The 25,196-nt window shown below is 72.7% G+C and carries 16 protein-coding genes and 1 pseudogene; 7 read left to right on the top strand and 10 right to left on the bottom strand.

Translation table 11 applies throughout. The features are described 5' to 3' along the window. The first annotated feature begins 22 nt into the window (after positions 1-22). Positions 23-4,645, top strand: coding sequence for an ATP-dependent helicase (locus HNR21_RS29125; RefSeq protein ID WP_182707695.1), 4,623 nt, complete (start codon positions 23-25; stop codon positions 4,643-4,645). 1,898 nt (positions 4,646-6,543) lie between these two features. Here HNR21_RS29125 and HNR21_RS29130 read toward each other — a convergent pair. Further along, on the bottom strand, positions 6,544-7,734 hold the full coding sequence (locus tag HNR21_RS29130) for an ROK family transcriptional regulator (protein WP_119729415.1): 1,191 nt from the start codon (positions 7,732-7,734) through the stop codon (positions 6,544-6,546). A gap of 203 nt (positions 7,735-7,937) precedes the next feature. Between HNR21_RS29130 and HNR21_RS29135 the strand changes: the two genes are divergently transcribed. Genes HNR21_RS29135 through HNR21_RS29145 form a run of 3 tightly spaced genes read left to right on the top strand, consistent with a single transcriptional unit; the run spans position 7,938 to position 11,027 of the window. Beyond that, on the top strand, positions 7,938-9,200 hold the full coding sequence (locus HNR21_RS29135; protein WP_182707696.1) for an extracellular solute-binding protein: 1,263 nt from the start codon (positions 7,938-7,940) through the stop codon (positions 9,198-9,200). Positions 9,201-9,216: 16 nt separating this feature from the next. Beyond that, positions 9,217-10,194, top strand: a complete 978-nt coding sequence (locus HNR21_RS29140) for a carbohydrate ABC transporter permease (protein ID WP_119729413.1) — start codon at positions 9,217-9,219, stop codon at positions 10,192-10,194. After that, complete coding sequence (locus HNR21_RS29145; RefSeq protein ID WP_182707697.1) at positions 10,191-11,027, top strand: carbohydrate ABC transporter permease; 837 nt, start codon at positions 10,191-10,193, stop codon at positions 11,025-11,027. The genes HNR21_RS29140 and HNR21_RS29145 overlap by 4 nt, the downstream gene beginning before the upstream one ends. 14 nt (positions 11,028-11,041) lie before the next feature. Here HNR21_RS29145 and HNR21_RS29150 read toward each other — a convergent pair. Continuing rightward, positions 11,042-12,255 (bottom strand): annotated as a pseudogene (locus tag HNR21_RS29150) (RNA-guided endonuclease InsQ/TnpB family protein). A gap of 118 nt (positions 12,256-12,373) precedes the next feature. Between HNR21_RS29150 and HNR21_RS29155 the strand changes: the two are divergent. From HNR21_RS29155 to HNR21_RS29165, 3 genes are read left to right on the top strand one after another with little or no spacing between them, the layout of a single operon-like run. Next, a complete protein-coding gene (locus HNR21_RS29155; RefSeq protein WP_182707698.1) occupies positions 12,374-13,846 on the top strand; it encodes a glycoside hydrolase family 3 protein in 1,473 nt (490 codons plus the stop codon). 39 nt (positions 13,847-13,885) lie between these two features. After that, positions 13,886-14,350 (top strand): RrF2 family transcriptional regulator, encoded by a 465-nt coding sequence (locus HNR21_RS29160; protein ID WP_119729410.1) that lies wholly within the window; start codon positions 13,886-13,888, stop codon positions 14,348-14,350. Between the two features lie 10 nt (positions 14,351-14,360). Then, positions 14,361-15,140: a DNA-formamidopyrimidine glycosylase family protein gene (locus tag HNR21_RS29165; protein WP_119729409.1), complete on the top strand. Its 780-nt coding sequence runs from the start codon at positions 14,361-14,363 to the stop codon at positions 15,138-15,140. 147 nt (positions 15,141-15,287) lie between these two features. On the opposite strand, the gene HNR21_RS29170 is transcribed toward HNR21_RS29165, so the two are convergent. The 8 genes from HNR21_RS29170 to HNR21_RS29205 form a co-directional block, all read right to left on the bottom strand. Beyond that, complete coding sequence (locus tag HNR21_RS29170; RefSeq protein ID WP_119729408.1) at positions 15,288-15,761, bottom strand: Dps family protein; 474 nt, start codon at positions 15,759-15,761, stop codon at positions 15,288-15,290. A 111-nt stretch (positions 15,762-15,872) separates the two neighbouring features. Continuing rightward, complete coding sequence (locus tag HNR21_RS29175; RefSeq protein WP_119729407.1) at positions 15,873-16,256, bottom strand: helix-turn-helix domain-containing protein; 384 nt, start codon at positions 16,254-16,256, stop codon at positions 15,873-15,875. A 110-nt stretch (positions 16,257-16,366) separates the two neighbouring features. Then, complete coding sequence (locus HNR21_RS29180; RefSeq protein ID WP_182707699.1) at positions 16,367-17,662, bottom strand: CinA family nicotinamide mononucleotide deamidase-related protein; 1,296 nt, start codon at positions 17,660-17,662, stop codon at positions 16,367-16,369. A 68-nt stretch (positions 17,663-17,730) separates the two neighbouring features. Further along, positions 17,731-18,321 (bottom strand): CDP-diacylglycerol--glycerol-3-phosphate 3-phosphatidyltransferase, encoded by a 591-nt coding sequence (gene pgsA / locus HNR21_RS29185; protein WP_182707700.1) that lies wholly within the window; start codon positions 18,319-18,321, stop codon positions 17,731-17,733. After that, positions 18,318-19,745, bottom strand: a complete 1,428-nt coding sequence (rimO, locus tag HNR21_RS29190; RefSeq protein ID WP_182707701.1) for a 30S ribosomal protein S12 methylthiotransferase RimO — start codon at positions 19,743-19,745, stop codon at positions 18,318-18,320. Before rimO ends, pgsA begins: the two co-directional genes overlap by 4 nt. 51 nt (positions 19,746-19,796) lie before the next feature. Further along, positions 19,797-20,561 (bottom strand): helix-turn-helix domain-containing protein, encoded by a 765-nt coding sequence (locus HNR21_RS29195; RefSeq protein WP_182707702.1) that lies wholly within the window; start codon positions 20,559-20,561, stop codon positions 19,797-19,799. A 216-nt stretch (positions 20,562-20,777) separates the two neighbouring features. Next, positions 20,778-23,408, bottom strand: a complete 2,631-nt coding sequence (locus HNR21_RS29200) for a DNA translocase FtsK 4TM domain-containing protein (protein WP_182707703.1) — start codon at positions 23,406-23,408, stop codon at positions 20,778-20,780. 85 nt (positions 23,409-23,493) lie between these two features. After that, the gene (locus HNR21_RS29205) at positions 23,494-25,179 is read right to left on the bottom strand and encodes a ribonuclease J (protein ID WP_119731947.1); all 1,686 of its coding nucleotides are present in this window, start codon (positions 25,177-25,179) and stop codon (positions 23,494-23,496) included. Positions 25,180-25,196: the final 17 nt, after the last annotated feature.

Raw genomic sequence — 25,196 nt, forward strand, 5'->3', positions numbered from 1 at the left:
GGCGCGGGGCAGTATGAAGAACATGCCCGACGACGTGCTCGAACGCTTCTCCCCGGCGACCCGCGCCTGGTTCCGCGGGGCGTTCGCCGCGCCCACGCCCGCGCAGGCGGGGGCGTGGGAGTCGATCGCGCGCGGCGACCACACGCTGGTGGTCGCCCCGACCGGTTCGGGCAAGACGCTGGCGGCGTTCCTGTGGTCGCTGGACCGGCTGGCCGCCGCGCCGCCGCCGGACGACCGGGAGCGGCGCTGCCGGGTGCTGTACGTCTCGCCGCTGAAGGCCCTGGCCGTCGACGTCGAGCGCAACCTGCGGGCCCCGCTGACCGGCATCCGCCAGGCGGCGCGCCGGCTGGGCCTGCCGGAGCCGGACGTGCGGGTGGGGGTGCGGTCCGGCGACACCCCCGCCGACGACCGCCGCCGTCTGGTCACCCGGCCGCCGGACATCCTGATCACCACTCCCGAGTCGCTGTTCCTGATGCTGACCTCGCAGGCGCGGCAGATGCTGCGGGGCGTGGAGACGGTGATCGTGGACGAGGTGCACGCGGTCGCCGGGACCAAGCGCGGCGCGCATCTGGCGCTGTCCCTGGAACGCCTGGACGTGCTGCTGGAACGGCCCGCCCAGCGGATCGGGCTGTCGGCGACGGTGCGGCCCGCAGAGGAGGTCGCCACGTTCCTCGCCGGGTCGCGCCGAGCGGAGATCGTGCAGGCGGCGGCCCTCGGCGACGGTGACGATCCGCGGCTGGACCTGCGGATCGTCGTCCCGGTCGAGGACATGGGCGAGCCGGGCGTGACGCCGGACGGCCCGGCCGACGACCCCGCGCGCAGATCCATCTGGCCGCACGTCGAGGAACGGGTGCTGGACCTGATCGAGTCCCACCGGTCCACGATCGTGTTCGCCAACTCCCGGCGGCAGGCCGAGCGGCTGTGCGGGCGGCTGAACGAGCTCGCCTACGAACGCCGGTACGGCCCGAGCCTCCCGGACGCCCCCGTTCCGGCGGAGATGATGGCGCAGGCCGGGGCAGGGAAAGGCGCCCCGGCCGAGGTGGCGCGCGCCCATCACGGGTCGGTGTCCAAGGAGGAGCGGGCCGGGATCGAGGACTCCCTCAAGCAGGGGCGGCTGCCCGCGGTCGTGGCCACCTCCAGCCTCGAGCTGGGCATCGACATGGGGGCGGTGGACCTGGTCGTCCAGGTGGGGGCCCCGCCGTCGGTGGCGGGCGGCCTGCAGCGGGTGGGCCGGGCCGGGCACCAGGTGGGGGCGGTGTCCAAAGGCGTGATCTTCCCCAAGTACCGCGGTGACCTGCTGCAGACGGCGGTGGTGGCCGAACGGATGGGCCGCGGGGAGATCGAGGAGCTGCGCTACCCCCGCAACCCGCTGGACGTGCTGGCGCAGCAGATCGTCGCGATGGCGGCGATGGACGAGTGGACGGTCGACGACCTGGAGACCGTCGTCCGGCGGGCCGCCCCGTTCGCCTCGCTGCCGCGTTCGGCGCTGGAGGCGACGCTGGACATGCTGGCGGGCCGCTATCCGAGCGAGGAGTTCGGGGAGCTGCGGCCCCGGCTGGTGTGGGACCGGGTGGCGGGGGTCCTGCGCGGCCGGCCGGGGGCGCAGCGGCTCGCGGTGACCAGCGGCGGCACGATCCCCGACCGCGGGCTGTTCGGGGTGTTCCTCGTCGGCGAGAGGTCCTCGCGGGTGGGCGAGCTGGACGAGGAGATGGTGTACGAGTCGCGGGTCGGCGACGTGTTCGTGCTGGGCGCCTCGTCATGGCGGATCGAGGACATCACCCCGGACCGGGTGCTGGTGTCCCCGGCCCCGGGCCAGCCGGGCAAGCTGCCGTTCTGGCACGGGGACAGTCCCGGGCGGCCGGCCGAGCTGGGCCGGGCGCTGGGGACGTTCGCCCGGGAGCTGTCGCGGCTGCCGCGCGAGCGGGCGGCCGAACGGGTGCGGGCGGCGGGGCTGGACGAGTGGGCGGCCGGCAACCTGGTCTCCTACCTGGAGGAGCAGCGGGAGTCCACCGGGTACGTGCCCGACGACCGGACGCTGGTGGTGGAGCGGTTCCGCGACGAGCTGGGCGACTGGCGGCTGGTGGTGCACTCGCCGTTCGGGGCCCGGGTGCACGCGCCGTGGGCACTGGCGATCGCGGGCAGGCTGCGCGAACGGCACGGGGTGGACGCGCAGGCGATGCACGCCGACGACGGGATCGTGCTGCGGATCCCGGACTCCGACGAGCCGCCGCGGATGGACCTGGCGCTGTTCGACCCCGACGACATCGAACGGATCGTGGTCGACGAGCTGGGGTCCTCGGCGCTGTTCGCGGCCCGGTTCCGGGAGTGCGCGGCGCGTTCGCTGCTGCTGCCGCGCCGCCGTCCGGACCGGCGGATGCCGCTGTGGCAGCAGCGTCAGCGGGCGGCCCAGTTGCTGTCGGTGGCGAGCAGGTACTCCTCGTTCCCGATCGTGCTGGAGACGATGCGGGAGTGCCTGCAGGACGTGTTCGACGTGCCGGGACTGGTGCGGCTGATGCGGGACCTGGCCGGGCGCAGGACCCGGATGGTGGAGGTGGAGACCCCCGCGCCGTCGCCGTTCGCCCGGTCGCTGCTGTTCCACTACGTGGGCGCGTTCATGTACGAGGGCGACGCGCCCCTGGCCGAACGCCGCGCCCAGGCACTGGCGCTGGACTCCTCGCTGCTGGCCGAGCTGCTGGGCCAGGCGGACCTGCGCGAGCTGCTCGACCCGGAGATCGTCGCCGAGACCGAACGCGAGCTCCAGCGGCTCACCCCCGACCGGCGCGCCAAGGACGCCGAGGGCGTGGCCGACCTGCTGCGCGTCCTCGGCCCCCTGTCCACCGGCGAGGTCGCCGCCCGCATCACCCCGCCGGGGGCACGCGAGGGCGTCTCGCCGGAGGCCCGGCGGACGGCCGGGGAGTGGCTGGCGGAGCTGGAGGGGACGCGGCGGGTCATCCGGGTGCGGATCGCGGGCGCCGAGCGGTGGGCCGCGGTGGAGGACGCCGGGCGGTTGCGGGACGCGCTGGGCGTGCCGTTGCCGGTGGGGGTGCCGGAGGCGTTCCTGGAGATCGTCGACGATCCGCTGGGCGACCTGGTGCTGCGGTACGCGCGGACGCACGGGCCGTTCCGGGCGGGCGACGTGGCGGCGCGGTTCGGGCTGGGACCGGCGGTGGTGCTGGACGCGCTGCGCCGGCAGGCGGCCGCCGGCCGGGTGACGGAGGGCGAGTTCCTGCCGGTGGAGGCGCTGTCCGGGCCCGTCGCGAGCGAATGGTGCGAGACCGGGGTGCTGCGGATGCTCCGGCGGCGGTGCCTGGCCCGGCTGCGGGCCGAGGTGGAGCCGTCGCCGCCGGAGGCGCTGGGGCGTTTCCTGCCCGCCTGGCACGGCATCACGGCGGGCCGGCTGCGCGGAATGGACGCGCTGGTGCAGGCCGTCGAGCAGTTGCAGGGCGCGGCGGTGCCGGCCTCGGCGCTGGAGTCGCTGGTGCTGCCCGCACGGGTGCCGGGCTACTCGCCGGCGCTGCTGGACGAGCTGACGTCGGCGGGCGAGGTGGTGTGGGCCGGGCAGGGCGGGCTGCCGGGCGGTGACGGCTGGGTGTCGCTGTACCTGGCCGACACCGCGCCGCTGCTGTTGCCGGAGCCGGCCGAGATCACCACGACCCCGGCGCACGAGGCGGTGCTGGAGACGCTGTCGGACGGCGGCGCGCTGTTCTTCCGGAACCTGTCGGACCGGGTGAACGCCGCCGGCCTGCAGGTCGCCGACCAGGATCTGGTGGCGGTCCTGTGGGATCTGGTGTGGGCGGGCCGGCTGACCAACGACACCCTCGCCCCGCTGCGCGCCACGCTCGGATCCGGCCGCCCGGCGCACCGTCCCCGGACGTCGCGGCGCGGCCGTCCGGTGCTGCCGTCGCGGACCGGGCCGCCGACCGTGGCGGGACGCTGGTGGCTGCTGCCGGAGCGGGAACCCGACACGACCCGGCGTTCGCACGCGCTCGCGGAGGTCCTGCTGGAACGCCACGGCGTCGTCATCCGCGGGGCGGTGGCCGCCGAGCGCGCCCCCGGCGGGTTCGCCGCCGTGTACCCGGTCCTGCGCGGCCTGGAGGAGACCGGCCGCTGCCGGCGGGGCTACTTCGTGGAGGGCCTGGGAGCGGCCCAGTTCGCCGTCCCGGGTGCCGTGGATCGTCTCCGCGCACTGCGGGAGCCGTCCCGCCCGAAGGACGATCCGGACGAGCTGTGGCTGACGCCCGCCCCGGCCCACCGGAGCACCCCGGACCGCCCACCGGCCCTGGTGCTCGCCGCCGCCGACCCCGCCAACCCCTACGGCGCCGCCCTCCCCTGGCCGGAACGCGAGGGCGAGACCGCCGGCGGCCACAAACCGGGCCGCAAGGCCGGCGCCCTGGTCGTCCTGGTCGACGGCGCCCTGGTCCTGTACGTCGAACGAGGCGGCCGCACCCTCCTGTCGTGGACCGACGACCCCGGCGCCCTCCAGCCCGCCGTTGACGCCCTGGCCCTCGCCGTACGAGAGGGCGCCCTGGGCAAACTCACCGTCGAACGCGCCGACGGCGAGGCCATCACCTCCTCTCCCCTGGCCCAGGCCCTCGAAGCCGCCGGTTTCCACCCCACTCCCCGAGGTCTCCGCCTGCGCTCCTGACCCCGTCCGACCGCAGGAGTCCCGCCCAAAGCCCCTCCGCCACCCGCCCACACCCCACAACAACCTGTACAAATCCACCATGAGCGCCCTGCCCATCCCCTGAGCGGGGGTCGTTCCGCATAAAACGCCACCGACCGCCGCCCGCTCATTCGCCCGGAACACCGGATCGTCCCGAGCGGCCCCTCCGGCAAAAGCCCACCATCAACACACCAGCCCGCCCAGAAAGACCTCCACGGCGACCCACCACCGAACATCTCAACGCTTTTTCGAGCACGCTCTTAAATCACCCGAATCCCGCTCCATCCCGATATACGCCGGCGGCCCGTCCCACCCGCATCCGCCCAGAGGTCGCCGGCGAGTCAGGCACCCGACCCCGAGCCGTCCACCGGCACCGGGACGGTGTGCCGGCCCGCCACCCGCACCACCGATAGCCACAGGCCAGCGACCCGCGCCACACCGCCTCCCAACCTCAGAAGCCGCCACCCGCGCCGATCTCCTACACCACTCCGCCCGGCCCGCACCGCACCCCAACCCAGAGAGCCTCCATACCTCGGCCGTACGAGCACCTGGCCATCGGCCTGCGCAGAACACCGCCAATCGCCCAGACCTGCCGTAGCCACGACCGATGCCTCGCGCGAGGTCTCCTCGGCTCAAGCCGCCGTTGCCCCACGCAACGTCTCCTCGGCTCAGCCGCCGTACATCCCATCCCGGCCACGCGGACGCCCATGACCACCCCGTTCACCAGATGCAGAAGCCGTCAACCGTGCGGAGGGCGTCGCCCGGCCGTCCCCGCCTCGCCGCCGCGGCCGACGACTCCCGCCTTGGCGCCCCGAACTCCCGAGGAGTTGCCGGGCCATCCGCTGCACCAGTGCGTACACCCGCAGGGACGAGGGTGACGTCGGGATGAATGTCAGGTGATGCACAGGAAGCGTCCAGGGTGGAGCGGCACCTTGGTAGGGAACAGGAATCCTCCTGTCGGGGGATACAAAAGGGTGGCCGTTCTGGGAACATCGATTCACTACGGGGTCAGCGGTGATCGGGGGAAAGGTCACCGCAGAACGGGGAGCAACATGACACCGACAGCACGGTGGACCATCGCACAGCGACGCAAGCGCCAGGTCATCACCCGGACGGTCCGTGACCGGGCCATGCACGATCCACGCCGGCGGGAGCCCGCCACAGCCAAGCAGGTCACCACCACGAAGTAGGCCGCACCCGCCGCAACGCCCCGGGGTCCGCGAGACGACCCCGGGGCGTTCCGCGTTCCCGGACGGCCGGGTGTCCCGGAGCGGCGAGGCAGGGCACCAGTCCGTCCAAGGCCGAACCGCATGGGGGCAATCCGTGCTCCGGGACGATCCGGTGTTCTGGAGCGGTGCAAGCAGGGCGCCGGACCGGCCGGGGCGATCTGCGTTCTCTGACGGTCCAGTACTCCGAGCGGGGAGACCGGGCGCCGGAGCGGCTGGGGGTTGAACCGGGTGGGGGTGGAGTGCGTACGGGAGGGTGAGCCCCCGTCGCAGATGCCTTGGATGGGCGGCCGGACGAGTTGGTGCGTGCGGTTCCGGCGGGGCGGCGGGGGCTCTTTTGCTCGGTAACAAGGCGTTCATCGTGATTTGACGACCAGTCAACGCGGCGCGGTCACGATGAGGGCAGCCGAGCACGGGCGCCGTCCGGGACGGGGCGTCGGGCCGGTGATCGGGTAGAGCGTGGAAACCGCAACGGAGCGGCCGCGCACCGCATCGGCGGACGACCGGACCCGGGACGGCCGGCCCCTTGCTCGCGCCTGTGGCATGCCAGAGCCCCGGCACGTGGGGCGGGGCTCTGGCGCCACGCGCGTCCTCACCGCCGTGTCCGCCGCCGGGCACGGCTCCGTGCGGCACCCGGCGCGCACGATCGCGCGGTCAGGCGGTCGTGGTGGAGAAGACCTCTTCGCGGGCCTGTTCCAGGGCGGCGTGGAGGGCGCCGCGCAGAACGGGGTTGCCGTCCACCTCGGTGATCGTGACGCGGGGGCGGGTGGGGCTGATGCGGGCCACGGCCCGTTCGACGCGTTCGGCCAGAGCGGCGCCGCCGGCGGTGCCGAGCCGGCCGGACAGGACGATGAGGCCGGGGTCCAGGACGATGTTGACGGCGGCGGCGCCGTAGGAGATGCGGGCGGCCAGGGCGTCCAGGAAGGGACCGCCGCGATCCGCCTCGGCCGCGGCGGCGCGGACGCAGTCGACGGCGGTGGGTTCGGTCAGCCCGTGCTCCCGGGCCAGGCCCAGCACGGCGTCCGCGCCGACCAGCGAGCCGAAACCGCCGGCCAGGGCGGGCTTGCCCCAGGTGGCGGACTCGGTGACGCCCTCGGGGAGCGGCACGCCGGGAACGGGGAGGTAGCCGATCTCGCCCGCGCCGCCGGAGACCCCGCGGTACAGCCGGCCGCCGAGCATCACCGACAGGCCCACGCCCCGGTCCAGCCACATGAGCGCGAAGTCGTCGGTGTCGCGGGCCGCCCCGTAGGCGCGTTCGGCGACGGCGGCCAGGTTCACGTCGTTCTCGATGACCACCGGACGGCGCAGGTCGGTGCGCAGGCCCGCCAGCACGCCCTCGTGCCAGGCCGGCAGGTCGAACGCGAACCGCACGTCGCCGGTGCGCGGGTCGACGACGCCGGGGCTGCCGATGACGAACGCGTTCAGCCGGCGCAGCGCCACCCGCGCGGTGCGGCATGCCTTGACGACCGCGCCGTGCACCAGCCGGACGGGGTCGTCGGCGCCGTCGGGATCCACGGTGACCTGGGCGACCTGCCGTCCGGTGATGTCGGTGATCCCGGCGGTGACGCCGTGCGGGCCGACCTCCAGCCCGGCGGCGTAGGCGCTGGTGGGGACGACGGCGTACAGGGCGGCGTTGGGCCCGCGACCGCCGGCCTGCTCCCCCACCACCTCGACCAGGCCCCGCTCCTCCAGCCTGGCCAGCAACTGGGAGGCCGTGACCCTGGACAGGCCGGTCAGCGCGCCGATCTGGGCGCGGGTCAGCGGACCCTGCGCGATCAGCAGTTCCAGGGCCGCGCGGTCGTTGAGCTCACGCAGCAGCCGCGGCGTCCCCGGGCGGTTGGCCATCCCAAGCGTCCCCTCACGTCTCAATCCGCTAACGAGCAGTATTTTTTAGGAAAGTTTCTTGTTAGTTTACCGCCAACCGACGCGCCGGCGCGCGCCGGTGCGACGACGAGCAGGGCATGGCCGAACCCTACGGGGTCCGGCACAGGTCCGGCCCGTCCCGCCAACGACGCACCCAGGCGAGGGCTCGCCGGAAAGGAACGCAGGTGAAGTTCTTCAAGTTCGCGGCCACGGCGGCCGCGGTCGCCCTGGCCGTCACGGCCTGTGGCGGAGACGGCGGTGAGGACACGGCCGGTGAGGCTCCGGCCAAGCTCAACGTGTGGATGATGGGCGAGGGGACCCCGGAGCAGACCGCGTTCCTGGACGGGGTCGAGGCCGAGTTCCGCAAGAAGCACCCGAACACCGACGTGGTCATCAAGTACGTGCCGTGGCCGCAGGTCGCCACCACGTTCCAGAAGGCCGTCGCCGGCGGCGAGGGGCCGGACGTCACCGAGATCGGCAACACCGACGTCCAGTCCCACATCTCGCAGGGCAACCTCGCCGACATCACCGACGAGGTCAAGGGCTGGAGCGAGGCCGCGACCCTCAACAAGACCGCGCTCGCCAACGACCAGTCCGGCGGCAAGACCTACGCCGTGCCCTGGTACGGCGGCGTCCGCGGCGTCTGGTACCGCACCGACTGGTTCACCGAGCTGGGCATCACGCCGCCCAAGACCTGGGCGGAACTGGTCGCGGCGGCCAAGAAGATCCAGGACGAGAAGGGCGTGCCCGGCATCGGCGCCCCCAGCGACCAGACCAACGCCATCCTCAGCTTCATCTGGGGCAACGGCGGCGAGGTCGCCGTCAAGGAGGGCGACAAGTGGGCCGGCAGGCTCGACCAGCCGCAGGCCAAGGAGGCGATCGACTTCTACGCCGGCCTGGTCACCACCGAGAAGGTCGCCCCCGAGAAGTACATCGGCAAGAACGAGCTGCAGGGCCCCCAGCAGGACTTCGCGCTCGGCAAGCTCGGCATGTACATCGACGGCAGCTGGGCGCTCAAGGAGATGAAGAAGGTCTCCGACAAGGACGCCGACAAGTGGGGCGTCTTCCCCATCCCGGCCAAGAACGGCGGCAACGCCCCCGTGATGGCCGGCGGCTCCGACCTGGCCGTGTGGGAGAACAGCAAGGCCAAGGACGTCGCGTTCGACTACATCACCGTGCTCAACAACAAGGCCAACGCCGCCAAGTGGGCCGACTACAGCGGCTTCTCGTCGATGTTCACCGACGTGAAGTTCACCGACCCCAAGCTGGCCCCGTTCACCACCATCGCCGCCAACACCAAGATGGCCCCGCTCAGCGCCGGCTGGGGCGACTTCGAGCAGACCAAGAAGGTCATCCCGAACGCCGTCAAGGCGATCATGCAGGGCGGATCCAGCGCCGAGGAGCTCAAGAAGGCCAACGAGCAGGCCGACGAGCTGCTCAACCCCTGAGCGGACGGACCCCTTCATGCTGGACACCGCTCCCGCCGTGCGGGCCGCGCGGGGCCGCCCGGGCCGGAGATCCTCCGGCCCGGCGCGGCCCCGCCGCCACCGCCCGTGGCCCTATCTGCTGATCGCGCCGACCCTGGTGGTCATCGCGCTGCTGATGTTCTGGCCGATGATCCAGATCGCGATCATGTCGTTCCAGAAGGTCGGCAACCGGCAGCTGGCCGGCGCGCCCGCCGAGTCGGTCGGCACCGAGAACTACCGCACCGTCCTGTCCGACGAGCTGTTCTGGCAGAGCCTGCGCAGCACCGTGCTGTTCGCCGTCGTGGCGGTCACCCTGACGCTGGTGCTGGGAACGCTGGTCGGCCTGCTGCTGAACCGGCTGGGCAGGCGCATGGCGGCGCTGGTGTCGGCCGGGGTGATGGTCGCCTGGGCCACCCCGCCGATCACCGCCGCGATCATCTTCACCTGGCTGTTCGGCACCACCGGCGGCGTCGTCAACTGGTTCCTGGACCTGCTGCCCGACGCGCTGGTCGGCGGCGGCTGGCTGGACCACAACTGGTTCGCCACCCCGCTGCGCACCTACACCGTGCTGACCGTGTGCGTGGTGTGGCAGTCGTTCCCGTTCGTGGCGGTCAGCGTGCTGGCCGGGCTCAAGAGCCTGCCGGGCGAGCTGCTGGAGGCCGCGCGGGTGGACGGGGCGTCGGCCTGGCGGGCGTTCTGGACGATCACCTTCCCGATCCTGCGGCCGATCTTCCTGGTGCTGCTGGTGCTCAGCATCATCTGGGACTTCAAGGTCTTCACCCAGCTGTTCATCATGTCCGGGATGGCCAACCGGGACGCCTTCAACCTGCTCCTGTACTCCTACTCGGAGGCGTTCGGCGGGATGAACGCCAAGCTGGGCCTCGGCTCGGCGATCGCCGCGATCCTCACCCTGCTGCTGCTGGCGGTCACCGCCGTGTACGTACGGATCATGGTCAGGCAGGGGGAGACCTCATGAGACGGCTGCGCGCCTTCGGGCTCAACGCGCTCGGGCTGGCGGTGTTCGCGGTGGCGATCTTCCCGGTGGTGTGGATGGTCTCCACCGCGTTCAAGCCGAACGAGGAGATCTTCAGCACCACGCCGCGGCCGCTGCCGGGCGACCCCACCCTGGAGCACTTCGACTTCGTGCTGAACAGCGGGATCGCCGAGGTCTCGTTCTGGACGTACCTGCGCAACAGCGCGCTGCTGGCGATCGTGACCGTGCTGGTGTCCGGGGTGCTGGCGGTGCTGGCGGCGACCGCGGTGGCCCGCTTCCGGTTCCGGTTCCGCACCACCTTCCTGGTCATGCTGCTGGTGGTGCAGATGGTGCCGTGCGAGGCGCTGGTGCTGCCGCTGTTCCTGGACCTCAAGCGGCTCGGCATGATCGACAACCTGGCCGGCCTGGTGGTGGTCTACGTCGGCTTCGCGCTGCCGTTCTCGATCTGGATGCTGCGCGGCTTCGTCGCCGCGATCCCCCGCGAGCTGGAGGAGGCCGCCGCCATCGACGGGGCCAGCCCGGTCCGCACGTTCTGGACCGTGCTGCTCCCGCTGATCGCGCCGGGCCTGGTCGCCACCAGCATCTTCTCGTTCATCACCGCCTGGAACGAGTTCATCTTCGCCTTCACGTTCCTGGACGAACAGGACAAATACACCCTCCCGGTGATGATGCAGTACTTCTTCGGCAACGCCAGCAACGAATGGGGCCCGATCATGGCCGCCTCCACCCTGCTGACCCTGCCGGTGATCGCCTTCTTCCTCCTCGTCCAACGCCGGATGGTCTCCGGCCTGACCACCGGAGCCGTCAAGGGTTGACCTCCTCCCCCGCCTCACGGCGGGGGCCCAGCGGTCGCCCACCGGTTTTCCTGCTTCATCGCCGACTGCCCGCCCGGGAGGTCTCCCGTTGAGGTCTTACATCAGCTCCACAGGCGTTTCGCCTCTCCGCCAGCCCAGCGGCGAGGATGTTGCGCGCGGCATTCACATCCCGGTCATGGCCAGTGCCGCAGGATCGGCACGTCCACGCCCGGACGTTCAACGGCATCCGCTCGGCGAGCATGCCGCACACGCCGCACAATCGGCTGGAGGGAAACCACCGGTCCACGGCGACCAGGTGGCGCCCGTACCACTGCGCCTTGTACTCCAGCATCGTCCGCAATTCCCGCCAGGCCGCATCCGAGATCGCGCGGGCCAGGCGGTGGTTGCCGAGCATGTTGGAGGCGGTGAGGTCTTCGATCACGACCGTTTGGTTCTCACGGACGAGTCGAGTGGACAGCTTGTGCAGGAAATCCCGGCGCCGGTCGGTGATCCGGGCGTGCACGCGGGCGACCTTGAGACGGGCCTTGGCCCGATTCGCCGATCCCTTCTGTTTGCGGGACAGCGCCCGCTGCGCCCGGGCCAGGCGCCGCCGGTCCCGACGCTCATGCCGAGGGTTGGGGATCTTCTCCCCGCTCGACAGGGCGACCAGGGACGTCAACCCGGCGTCGACGCCCACCGCTCCCCTGACCGGGGCCAGGGGCCGGATCGTCTCCTCGACCAAGATGGACACGAACCACCGACCGGCCGCATCCCTGCTCACGGTCACCGTGGAGGGCTGCACTCCCTCGGGCAACGGCCGCGACCACACGATGTCCAACGGGGCGTCCATTTTCGCCAGCGTGAGACGCCCGTCGCGGAAGGTGAACGCCGAATGGGTGTACTCCGCGCTGGACCGCGACTTCTTCCGGGACTTGAACGACGGATACCCGGCTCGCTTGGCGAAGAAATTCTTGAACGCCGCCTGCAGGTGTCGCAGCGCCTGCTGCAACGGAACGCTGGACACCTCCGCCAGAAAACCCAGCTCTTCGGTGCGTTTCCACGCCGTCAGCCATGCGGAGGTCTCCCCATAGGAGATCCGGCGGCCCTGCAACCGGTAGGCACGGGTGCGCTCTTCCAGCGCCTTGTTGTAGACCAGGCGCACACACCCGAACGTCCGAGCAAGCTGCTCGGCCTGCTCGGGGGTGGGATAGAAGCGGTACTTGTAGGCCCGCTTCACCGTTTGCGCCATGCCCGCATTATCACCGCACCAGCGGTTACGGATGGCCCGTTCGCTCCAATCCATCGTGCGATCGCGCGCCGCGTTTCCCACCCCGCCTGAAGGCTGGGTCTCCACACTAAGGGGATTGATGATCGACGACACTCTCTCCCGCCTCGCCCGGGCGGTGCTGCTGCCCGCCTTCGCCGGGGACACCGCGCCGCGGTGGCTGCTGGAGGAACTGGAACGGGGGCTCGGCGGGGTCACGCTGTTCGCGCTGAACGGGAACGTCTCCGGCACCGCGGAGCTGGCCCGGCTGACCGCCGACCTGCGCCGGGTCGCCGACCCGATCGTGACCATCGACGAGGAGGGCGGCGACGTCACCCGGCTGGGCGGGCACCGCACCGCCAGCCCCTATCCGGGGAACGCCGCGCTCGGGGCCGTCGACGACGTGGAGCTGACCCGGCGGGTGTACCGGTCGCTGGCGGCGGAGCTGGCCGAGGTGGGGGTGAACCTCAACTTCGCGCCCTCGGTGGACGTGAACGCCGCCGACGACAACCCGATCATCGGGGTCCGGGCGTTCGGGGCGGATCCGGAGCTGGTGGCCCGGCACGCCGCCGCCGCGGTGACCGGGACGCAGGAGGCCGGGGTGGCCGCCTGCGCCAAGCACTTCCCCGGCCACGGGGCCACCGTGGAGGACTCGCACCTGGGCGTGCCCCTGGTGGACGCCGACGTCGACCTGCTGGAACGACGCGAGCTGGTGCCGTTCCGGGCGGCGCTCAAGGCCGACGTGCGGGCGGTCATGACCGGGCATCTGAACGTCCCGGCGCTCACCGGCGGGGAGCCCGCCACGCTGTCGCACGCGGTGATCACCGGGCTGCTGCGCGGAAGGCTCGGGTTCGACGGCGTCGTCGTCACCGACGCCCTGGACATGAAGGGCGCCAGCGGGTCGATCGGCATCCCCGAGGCGTCGGTGCGGGCGCTGGCGGCGGGCGCGGACCTGCTGTGCCTGGGCCCGCGGGAGCAGGAGGACACCACCCGGGCGACGGTCGCGGCGATCGTGGCGGCCGTCCGGGACGGGCGGCTGGCCGCCGAACGGCTGGAGGACGCGGCCGAACGCGGCCGGGCGCTGCGGGCCTGGCTGGCCGGGGCGCCGTCGGCCGGGACGGACCGGCCGGCGGCCCTGGAGGCGGCGCGGCGGGCGCTGACGTTCTCCGGCGAGCTGCCCGACCTGCCCGACCCGCTGGTGGTGGAGCTGGAGGCGCCCGGCAACATCGCGGTCGGCCCGACCCCCTGGGGCCTGGGGCCGTGGGCGTCCGACATGGTCCGGGTGGACGGGGAGGCCGCCGCGCCCGGTCCCCTGCTGGAACGGGCGGCCGGCCGCGGGCTGGTGATCGTGGTGCGCGACGCCCACCGGCACGCCGGCCAGCGCAGGCTCGTCAACGCCCTGCTGGCGGCGCGTCCGGACGCGGTGCTGGTGGAGATGGGTCTGCCGGTGTGGCGGCCGGAGGGCCGGCTGGCCTATCTGGCCACGTACGGCGCCACCCTGGCCAACGCCCGCGCCGCCGCCGAGCTGCTGGGCCTGGCCGCGGCGGACGCGGCCGGCGGCGGTCACGGAGGATGACCAACCAAACCAGTGTGATCGACAAGGGATACTGGAGACATGCGATTGTCCGCCCGGGTCGACTACGCACTGCGTGCCGCCGCGGAGCTGGCGGTGGCCGGGAGCAGCCCGGTGACCGCGGTCCAGCTCGCCGAGGCCCAGCAGATCCCGCCCAAGTTCCTGGAGAACATCCTCGGCCAGCTCCGCCGGTCCGGGCTGGTGCGCAGCCAGCGCGGACCGGACGGCGGCTACTGGCTGGCCAGGCCGCCCGGCGGGATCTCGCTGGCCGACATCATCCGCGCCATCGACGGGCCGCTGCTCGGCGTGCGCGGGGAGCGCCCCGAGCACGTCGGCTACCAGGGGGCGGCCCGCTCGCTGCAGGAGGTGTGGATCGCGCTGCGCGCCAGCGAACGCCACATCCTGGAGTCGGTCACCCTGGAGCACATCGCGTCCGGTGAGCTGCCCCCGGACGTGGCCGAGCTGACCAAGGACCCGGCGGCCTGGCAGAGCCCCTCGCTGATCTGAGGGCGCGGCGATGCCGGAGGGCGACACCGTCTGGCTGGCCGCCGACCGGCTGCACGAGGCGCTGGCGGGGCGGCCGCTGACCGTCAGCGACTTCCGGGTGCCCCGGCTGGCCACCGCCGACCTGCGCGGCCGTACCGTGCGCGAGGCCCGGTCCCGCGGCAAGCACCTGCTGATCAGGGTGGACGGGGCGGTGACCGTGCACACCCACCTGATGATGGACGGCGTCTGGCGGATCCGCCGCGCCGGTCGGCCGCCCCGCGACCCCCGGATCCGGCTGGCGCTGGGCAACGCCGAGTGGCTGGCGCTGGGCTACTCGCTGGGCGTCGTGGAACTGCTGCGCACCGGCGAGGAGCACCGCGCGGTCGGCCATCTGGGGCCGGACCTGCTCGGGCCGGACTGGGATCCGGCCGAGGCCGTCCGCCGGCTGCTCCAGCGTCCCGGGCGCCCGATCGGCGAGGCCCTGCTGGACCAGAGCAGGCTGGCGGGCATCGGCAACGTCTACAAGAGCGAGCTGTGCTTCCTGCGCGGCGTGCACCCGTGGCGTCCGGTCGGCGAGGTGGCGGACCTGCCGGGCCTGGTGGACCTGGCGCACCGGCTGCTGGAGGCCAACAAGCGGCGGCACGGCCACATCACCACCGGTGACCTGCGGCCGGGCCACGAGCACTGGGTGTACGGGCGCGCCGGCCGTCCCTGCCGCCGCTGCGGCACCCGCGTCGAACGCGCCTACCAGGGCCCGGACGACCGCAAACGGATCACCTTCTGGTGCCCCCGCTGCCAGCCCCGCCCCTGACCCCGTCCGTGCGCCGGTGACACCGCCGGTCCGGTCCGTCCGGCGGGACCGGCTGGTGGGAGACGCGTGAACGCCACGGGGCCCCGGTCCGACATCGGACCGGGGCCCCGTTCCCGTCGTCCGCCGATGCGGCGGAGGCCGGGAGCGTCACTGGGTCTGGACCTCGAACATCCAGTGCTGCTTCTCCAGCCCGGCGGTGAGGTTGATGAAGATGTCCTGGGTGACCAGGTCGGTCTCCTCGGTGGCCTTGATCCGCTCCCGGAAACGGGCGATGACCTGGGCCAGCGTGTCGGTCATCGAGGCGATGACCTTGTCGTCGGACTGGTAGCCGCCGTCCGGCTGGCGGATCTTGGTGTGGTCGGCCACCGTGCGCACCCGCCCGTCGGGGTTGATGCCGAGCGCCACCGCACGTTCGGCCACCGTGTCGGTGTACTGGCGGGCCAGCGCCACGACCTCGTCGAGCTGCAGGTGCACCGACCGGAAGCTGCGGCCGGTCAGGTTCCAGTGCGCCTGCTTGGCCACCAGCGAGAGGTCGATCAGGTCCACCAGCGCGCCCTGCAACGCGTCAGCGGTGGTGCGCAGGGCGGTCTCGTCCTTGAGGGGGCTATTGACCGTCGCCATCGTCGGCTCCTTCCGAGTCAGCTGCCTTACCTGACCCGGCATCCCCGCAATGACCGGCCCCAATCGCGAACTAGCTCACCACCGGACGGGGAATACGCCCCGCCCGCGGCCTCAGGCGGCGACCATGTCGGCGCGGAACTCGCCGGTGATCTCCTCCGGGGTGGCCGGGATCTGGTCCGCGGAGATGGACTCGCGGTCCAACTCCTCCCCGAGCCGCTCGTGCTCGGGCGGCGCCCCCGCCATCACCGGCTCCTGCTGCAGTTCGGCCAGCGCGAGCTGGTCGGCGACCTCGCGCAGCACGTGCGACAGCGGCACCCCCAGCGCCTTGCAGATCGAGGCGAGCAGCTCCGAGGAGGCCTCCTTCTGCCCTCGCTCGACCTCCGACAGGTAACCCAGGGACACTCTCGCCGCCGCGGACACCTCGCGAAGGGTGCGACCCTGGCGCAGCCGCAGCCGCCGCAGTACGTCACCGAGCAGCTGGCGAAGCAGTACCATCGCTCGCTCCCTCCCCGAGTTTCGGCCCTCGAATGTCTCCACCGTACCTGTCTACCAGGCGACCATGGCAGATCGCAGATTTCGTGTTCGCTCCGAACGTAACGCTGTAATCAGCCCCGCTCTTCCCGATGGGCGGGTAGATCATCGCGGCCGGTTTCCCCGGCCACCCCGAGCAGGGTACGTCGCAGCAGGTCAAGAGCGTGAACCACGGTCATCCGGCGGACCGGGGCGCGGGCCGCGGCGGCGTCGGAGGGCACCGGCAGGTCCGGAGCTGTCACCCTCGGGTCACAGCCGGGTCCGGCCACCGCGATGTACACCGTGCCCACCGGACGCCCGTCCTGCGGCTCCGGACCGGCCACCCCCGTCACCGCCAGGCCGTAGGTCGCGCCGAGCCGGTCCCGCACCCCGGCGGCCATGGCGGCGGCCACGTCGGGGTGCACGGCCCCCTCGGCGTCCAGCAGTTCCCGCGGAACGCCCAGCAGCTCGTGCTTGAGCCGGGTGGCGTAGGCCACGACGCCGCCGGCGTAGGTGGCCGACGAGCCCGGCATGGCGGTCAGCTCGGCGCCGAGCAGTCCGCCGGTCAGCGACTCGGCGGTGGCCACGGTCGCCGACCGTTCCGCCAGCAGCCGGTGCACCACCCGGTCGAGGGTGTCGGCGTCCTCCCCGTACACGGCCGGGCCCAGCAGCTCACGGGCCATCCGTTCGGCGCGGCCGGCCAGCGCCTCGGCGTCCGGGCCGGTCGCGGTGATGCGCACCCTGACCTCGGCCGGGTCGGGCAGGTACGCCAGCCGCACCCCCTCCAGCGCCTCGACGGGGGCCAGCCGGTCGGCCAGCTCCGACTCCCACACTCCGGCGGTGCGCAGGATCCGCCGCACCGCAGGCGTCCCCGAGATGGCCGCGCGCAGCTCCGGCAGCACCGTCCCGGTCATGATGGCGCGCATCTCGCGGGGCACCCCGGGCAGCGCGTACGCCACCCCGCCGGGCAGCTTCACCCGCAGGCCCGGCGCGCTGCCCACCGGGTTGGGCAGGACGCGGGCGCCCTCCGGCACCTCGGCCATCCGCAGCGCCATCGGCACCAGCGTCCGCCCGGCGGCGGCCACCCGGTCGCGCAGCCGCCGTTCCAGGTCCTTGTCCAGGACCAGCGGCACGCCCGCCGCCGCGGCCAGCGCGTCCCGGGTCAGGTCGTCGTAGGTGGGGCCGAGCCCGCCGGTGACGATCACGGCGTCGGCACGGCCGAGCGCGGCGGTGACCGCCTCGACGATCTCCGCCAGCAGGTCGCCGACCACCACGCTGCGGGTGACCTCCACGCCGGCCTCGGCCAGCCGCCGCCCCAGCCAGGCCGCGTTCCCGTTCACGGTGTCGCCGAGCAGCAGTTCGTCGCCCACCGTCACCAGCTCGACGCGCATCCGTACCCCCTCGCCGCAGGCCCGACCGGACGGCGGTCATGATCTCACGGCCGGCGGGCGGCCGCGGGCTACGGCGCCGCGGTACGGCGCAGCCGCCAGGCCTGCACGACGTAGTCCACCCCGGTCACCACGGTGACCACCAGCGCGCCGCCCATCGCGGCCCAGCGCAGCGGGTCCAGCGGGCCGGGCAGGATGAACAGCCCGATCGCCACGATCTGCAGCAGCGTCTTGAGCTTGCCGCCCTTGCTGGCCGGGATCACCCCGTGCCGGATCACCACGAACCGCAGCACCGTGATGCCCAGCTCGCGGACCAGGATCACCGCGGTGACCCACCACCACAGCTCCCCCAGGACCGACAGGCCGACCAGCGCCGCGCCGGTCAGCGCCTTGTCGGCGATCGGGTCGGCGATCTTGCCGAAGTCGGTGACCAGGTCGTACTTGCGGGCCAGATCCCCGTCGATCTTGTCGGTCACCGAGGCCAGCGCGAACACCGCGAACGCCGCGAGCCGCCAGCCGGTGCCGTCCTGCAGCAGCAGCCAGGCGAACACCGGCACCAGCAGGATCCGGATCAGCGTCAGCAGGTTGGCGACGTTGTAGACGCTGGCGGAGGCCGACCCCGGCCCCCGCCCGGCCACCGGATCCGGCGCGGCCGCGCTCATGGGACGTCCGTCCCGGAGACCTCCGCGATCAGGTCGACGCCGTCGCTGTCCACCGCGGTCGCGGTGACCAGGTCGCCCACCGCCAGGTCCGTGCCGCGGACCAGGACGATGCCGTCCACCTCGGGGGCCTGGTGCGCGGCGCGGCCCTCCCACTCGTCCGGCGCCGCCTGCTCCTCGATCAGCACCGACAGCTCGGTGCCGATCCGGTCCTCGGCGCGCTGCGCGGTCAGCTCCTCGGCCAGTTCGGACACCTCCGTCACCCGCCGTGCGATCTCCGCCTCGTCCAGCTTCCCGTCGAACGAGGCCGCCTCCGTGCCGTCCTCGTCGGAGTACCCGAACACGCCGATCGCATCCAGCCGGGCCTCGGACAGGAAGGAGATCAGCTCCTCCAGGTCGTCCTCGGTCTCCCCCGGGAAGCCCACGATGAAGTTGGACCGCACGCCCGCCTCGGGGGCCAGGTCCCGGATGCGGGCCAGCAGCTCCAGGAACGACTCGCGGTCCCCGAACCGCCGCATCCGGCGCAGCACCGGCCCGCTGGCGTGCTGGAACGACAGGTCGAAGTACGGCGCCACACCGGGCGTGCCGGCCAGCACCTCGATCAGCCCCGGCCGCAGCTCGGCCGGTTGCAGGTAGCTCAGGCGGACCCGCTCGATGCCCTGCACCGCCGCCAGCCTCGGCAGCAGCGCCTCCAGGGCCCGCAGGTCCCCCAGGTCCTTGCCGTAGGAGGTGGAGTTCTCGCTGACCAGCACCAGCTCCCGGACGCCGTGCCCGGCCAGCCAGCCGGCCTCCTCCAGCACCTCGGCCGGGTCGCGGGAGACGTAGGCGCCGCGGAACGCCGGGATGGCGCAGAACGTGCAGCGCCGGTCGCAGCCGGAGGCCAGCTTGAGCGGGGCGACCGGACCGCCGCCCAGCCGCCGCCGCAGCACCCGCGGGCCGGACGCGGGCGCGACGCCCTCCGGCAGCTCGTCGCCGTGCCCCGGGATCGCCACCCGCCGGGCCGACTCCCGGCGCCGCACCGGGGTGATCGGCAGCAGGGTGCGGCGGTCCCGGGGGGCGTGCGCGGGGCGGCGCACCCCGGCCAGCACGTCCTCGAGCCGGTCGCCGATCTCGGCGTAGTCGTCGAACCCCAGCACGGCGTCCGCCTCGGGCAGCGACTCGGCCAGCTCGGCGCCGTACCGTTCGGCCAGGCAGCCGGCCGCGACCACCTTGGCGCCGGAGTCGTGCGCGGCCAGCAGGGTGTCGATGGAGTCCTTCTTGGCGGCGTCGATGAAGCCGCAGGTGTTGACCACCACCACGCCGGCCTCGCCGGTGTCGTCGACCAGCTTCCAGCCGGCGTTCTCCAGGCGCGCGGCGAGCTCTTCGGAGTCGACCTCGTTGCGCGCGCATCCGAGCGTCACCAGGGAGACAGTGCGGGGCGTGGACATGGTCTAAAGGTAGTGGGCTCCGCGCACCGCCCGACACTCGGACGCGGGAGCTCAGGCGCCGTCCGGATCGTCCGGGCCGAAGCTGAGCCGCAGCACCTGGCCGTCGGTGCCGGGGACGCCCAGGTTCTTGCCGTTGACGGTGAGCTCGACGCCGCCGCCGTTGCCGATCAGGATCCGGATCTGCTTGCGGGCGCTCCACTGCATGGTCTCGCCCTTGGCCAGCAGCCCGCTGAACAACTGCTTGCCCTTGTCGTCGCGGACGTTCAGCCAGCTGGACCGCTTGGCCCTGACCAGCACCTCGACGGTGTCGTCCCTGCGCGGCTTTTCGGGCACCGCCGCCACCGCGTCCCGGTCCGGCGGCCGGGGCGTCGCCGGCGCGGCCGTGCCGGGCCGCACCTCGGTGGGGACGGCGACGGGGCGGGCGGTCTGCGGATCCTGCGCCCCGCTGATCGCCCGGACCACCCCGTACAGCAGCACCAGCACCAGGGCGGCGGCCATCGCGGCGCTCCAGTTGGGCGACCGGCGCTCCCTGATCTTGACCGGCATCTCCGGTTCGAACGCCGCCACCGCCGACACCGGCTGCGGCGAGCCGTGCGCGGCGTCGTACTCCTCGATCAGCGGGCCGGGGTCGGCGCCGACCACCTTGGCGATGCTGCGGATATGGCCGCGGGCGTAGAAGTCGCCCCCGCAGGGGGCGAAGTCGTCGTGCTCGATGGCGCGCACCACGGCGGCCCGGATCCGGGTCCGCTCGCTCACCTGATCAACGGTGAGACCGGCTTCTCGACGGGCCACCGCCAGGGTCTCACCGATGCTCACGCGAGCCTCCTGAATTTGTCAGATCGGCCGTTCCCACGACCGACCAGGGCGAACATGAGAGCTTCTTCGCCTGAACCGCTCCCGCGCGGTCCAGTCTAGGAAGCCACATGCCCGCTCGGCGATACGCGACGCGTTCGAAACAGGGCAAGATTTCGCATCATTCGGGGAACATCCCGGCGATCGCCCGGTAACCCCCGTCCCACCCCGTACGGGCCGCTACCGCCCGCTCCGCACGCGGTCCAGCACTTCGGGCAGGTCGTCCGGCTTGACCAGCACGTCCCTGGCCTTGGAGCCCTCGCTGGGCCCGACGATGTCGCGACTTTCCATCAGATCCATCAACCGGCCCGCCTTGGCGAACCCGACGCGCAGTTTGCGCTGCAGCATCGAGGTGGATCCGAACTGCGTGGTGACGACGAGTTCGATGGCCTGCAGCAGCAGATCCATGTCGTCGCCGATGTCCTCGTCGATCTCCTTCTTGGGCGCCGCGGATTCGGTGACGTCCTCGCGGTAGACCGGCTGCATCTGCGCTTTGCAGTGCGCCACCACCGCCTGGATCTCCTTTTCCGACACGTAGGCGTTCTGGATCCGCATCGGCTTGCTGGCGCCCATCGGCAGGAACAGCGCGTCGCCCTGGCCGACCAGCTTCTCGGCGCCCGGCTGGTCCAGGATGACCCGGCTGTCGGCCAGCGAGGAGGTGGCGAACGCCAGCCGGGACGGCACGTTCGCCTTGATCAGGCCGGTGACCACGTCGACGCTGGGCCGCTGGGTGGCCAGCACCAGGTGGATGCCGGCGGCGCGGGCGAGCTGGGTGATGCGCACGACCGAGTCCTCCACGTCGCGCGGCGCGACCATCATCAGGTCGGCCAGCTCGTCGACGATCACCAGCAGGTACGGGTACGGCTGGTAGACCCGCTCGCTGCCGGGCGGGGGCTTGAGGTGCCCGGCCCGCACCGCCTTGTTGAAGTCGTCGATGTGCCGGAAGCCCGAGGCAGCCAGGTCGTCGTAGCGGCGGTCCATCTCCCCCACGACCCACTGCAGCGCCTCGGCGGCCTTCTTGGGGTCGGTGATGATCGGGGTGATCAGGTGCGGGATCCCCTGGTACATGGTCAGCTCGACCCGCTTGGGGTCCACCAGCACCATCCGCACCTCGTCCGGCGTGGCCCGCATCAGCACCGAGGTGATCAGCCCGTTGATGCAGGTCGACTTGCCCGCGCCGGTGGCGCCGGCGATCAGGATGTGCGGCATCTTGGCCAGGTTGGCCACCACGGTGCGGCCCTCGACGTCCTTGCCGAGCCCCACCACCATCGGATGGTGCTCGTTGGTGGCCGCCGGGGAGCGCAGCACGTCGCCGAGGCTGACGATGTCCTTGTCGACGTTGGGGATCTCCACGCCGATCGCGGACTTGCCGGGGATCGGGGAGATGATCCGCACGTCGGGGCTCTTGACCGCGTAGGCGATGTTCTTGGTGAGGGCGGTGACCTTCTCCACCTTCACCGCCGGGCCCAGCTCGATCTCGTAGCGGGTGATCGTCGGCCCCCGGGTGAACCCGGTGACCTGCGCGTCGATGTCGAACTGCTCCAGCACCCCGGTCAGCGCCGCCACCACCACGTCGTTGGCCTTGGTGCGCGGCTTGGCGACGCTGCCGGGCCGCAGCGCCGACGGGTCGGGGAGCTGGTAGATCTCCCCGGACGACGACAGCGGAAGCTGCTCGATCTGGCGGGGCGGCGGGGACGGCTCGGGCAGCTCCCGGACCGGGGCGGGCGGCGCGGGCTCCGGCGCGGGCTCGGGCTCGGGCGCGGCCTCCGGCTCGAAGAGATCGTCGGCCAGGTCGCGCAGCGGCTCCGGCTTGGTGTCGCCCTCCTCCAGCACGGGGGTGTCGTACGGCCGGGAGTGCTCGCCGATCTCCAGGTCGTCGTCGGCGGGCTCGTCGGCCCCCTTGCGGGCCTTGGTCGTGCGCCGCCGCTTGGGCTTGGGGGGCTCCTCCGCGGGCGGCTCGGCGTCCTCCAGGTAGTCCTCGACGGTGCCGCGCTCGCGGAGCATCACCATGTCCCGCAGGTCGCGGAGGCGTTCGGGCACCCGGTGCACCGGGGTGGCGGTGACCACCAGCAGCCCGAAGCCGGTCACCAGCAGCAGCAGCGGAACGGCGACCCAGGCGCTGAGCGCGGTCTCCAGCGGGGCCGACACCAGCCAGCCCACGACACCGCCGGCCTTGCGGACCGGGCCCATGCCGTTCCCCGGGTACGGGGTGCCGGCGCCGATGTGGACGATGCCGAGGATCCCGACCACGAGGGCGCTGGCGCCGATGACCACACGGCCGGTGTCCTCGTTGCGCTCCGGGTGGCGCAGCGTCCGCCAGGCCAGCGCGGCCACCATGATCGGCAGCGCCATCGCCAGCTTGCCGAGGGAGCCGCGGACGACCTGCTCCAGGGCCCGGGTGACGACGCCCTCGGGACGGAACCAGGTGACCGAGGCCAGCACGATCGCCGCGCCGAGCAGCGCCAGCCCCAGCCCGTCGCGGCGGTGCTCGGCGTCCAGGTCGCGGGCGCCCCGGCCGTACGCCCGGAAGATCGATCCCACCCCGGCGGCCAGCACCAGGTACAGCCGGAACACCAGCCGGAAGCAGCCGCGGATCAGCGCGCCGAGCGGGTCGGGCCGGCGCTGCGGCGCCCTGCCCTTGGCCGGCCGGCGGCCGGAGCCCTTCGGCGGCGTACCGCCCCTGCGGGATGCCGGCCCGCCGCCGGCCGGGCGCCTGCGCGGCTCGGCACCCGCCTTGCCCGCGGGCTTCTTCGCCGCGCTCGCGCGCGTACGCGAGGAGCCCCGGGCTCCTCCAGACGCACGTGTGGCCATGATGACGAGGGTAACGAGGAGCCCGGCCGAAACCCCGGCAATGTCCGGTCCGCGTGTCGGGCCGCGGCGCCGGCCGCGGCGCCGGTCAGACCTCCACCACCACCGGGACGATCATCGGGCGGCGGCGGTAGTTCTCGTTCACCCAGCGGCCCACGGTGCGGCGGATCAGCTGGCTGAGCTGGGGCAGGTCGCTGACGCCGTCGGCGGCGGCCTCCCGCAGCACCGCCTCGATCCGCTCGATGACCTCGTCGAAGTCCTCGTCGGCGATGCCCGCGCCGCGGGCGTGGATCTCCGGGCCGGCCACCAGCTTGCCGGAGGAGGAGTCCACGCCGACCACGACCGACACGAAGCCCTCCTCGCCGAGGATCCGGCGGTCCTTCAGCGACGTCTCGGTGATCTCGCCCACCGACAGGCCGTCGACGTACACGTAGCCGGCCGGGACCGCGCCGACGATCTTCGCCTGCCCGCCGACCAGGTCCACCACCACGCCGTCCTCGGCGATGACGATGTTCTCCCTGGGCACGCCGGTCAGCTCGGCCAGCCGGGCGTTGGCCTTCAGGTGCCGCCACTCGCCGTGCACCGGCATGAAGTTGCCGGGCCTGGTCAGGTTGAGCACGTACAGCAGCTCGCCGGCCGAGGCGTGCCCGGACACGTGCACCAGCGCGTTGCCCTTGTGCACGACGCGGGCGCCCCAGCGGGTCAGGCCGTTGATGACCCGGTTGACGGCGTTCTCGTTGCCGGGGATCAGCGAGGAGGCCAGCATCACCGTGTCGCGCTCGGTGATGCGGATCTGGTGGTCGCGGTTGGCCATCCGCGACAGCGCCGACATCGGCTCGCCCTGCGACCCGGTGCACACCAGCACCAGCCGGTCCGGCGGGACGTCCTCGATCTGCCGCTGCTCGATCAGGATGCCGTCCGGCACCCGCAGGTAGCCCAGCTCGCCCGCCACGCCCATGTTGCGGACCATCGAACGGCCCACGAAGCACACCTTGCGCCCGTTGGCGGCGGCGGCGTCCAGCACCTGCTGCACCCGGTGGATGTGCGAGGCGAAGCAGGCCACGATGATCCGCTCCTGCGCGGTGCGGAACACCTCGTCGATGACCGGGCCGATCTCCCGCTCGCTGGTGACGAACCCGGGCACCTCGGCGTTCGTCGAGTCGCACAGCAGCAGGTCGATGCCCTCGGCGCCGAGCCGGGCGAACGCCCCGAGGTCGGTCAGCCGGCCGTCCAGCGGGAGCTGGTCCATCTTGAAGTCGCCGGTGTGCAGCACCAGCCCGGCTGGCGTGCGGATCGCCACCGCCAGCGCGTCCGGGATCGAGTGGTTGACCGCCAGGAACTCGCACTCGAACGGGCCGAACCGGTGCCGCTCGTTCTCCGTCACCCGCACCGTCACCGGCCTGATGCGGTGCTCGGTCAGCTTGGCCTCGATCAGCGCCAGCGTCAGCGTGGAGCCGACCAGCGGGATGTCGGCCCGTTCCTTCAGCAGGAACGGCACCCCGCCGATGTGGTCCTCGTGCCCGTGGGTAAGGACCACCGCCTCCACGTCGTCGAGCCGGTCCCTGATGTACTCGAAGTCCGGCAGGATCAGGTCGATCCCCGGCTGCTCCTCCTCGGGGAACAGCACCCCGCAGTCCACGATCAGCAGCCGGCCGCCGAACTCGAACACCGTCATGTTGCGGCCGATCTCGCCGAGGCCGCCGAGCGCGACGATGCGCATCCCGTCGGGCGCGAGGGCGGGCGGGGCGGACAACTCCGGATGCGGATGGCTCACCGGCATCCCACCCGTCC

Source organism: Thermomonospora cellulosilytica, assembly GCF_014138835.1.
GTDB classification, from domain to species: Bacteria; Actinomycetota; Actinomycetes; order Streptosporangiales; family Streptosporangiaceae; genus Thermomonospora; species Thermomonospora amylolytica.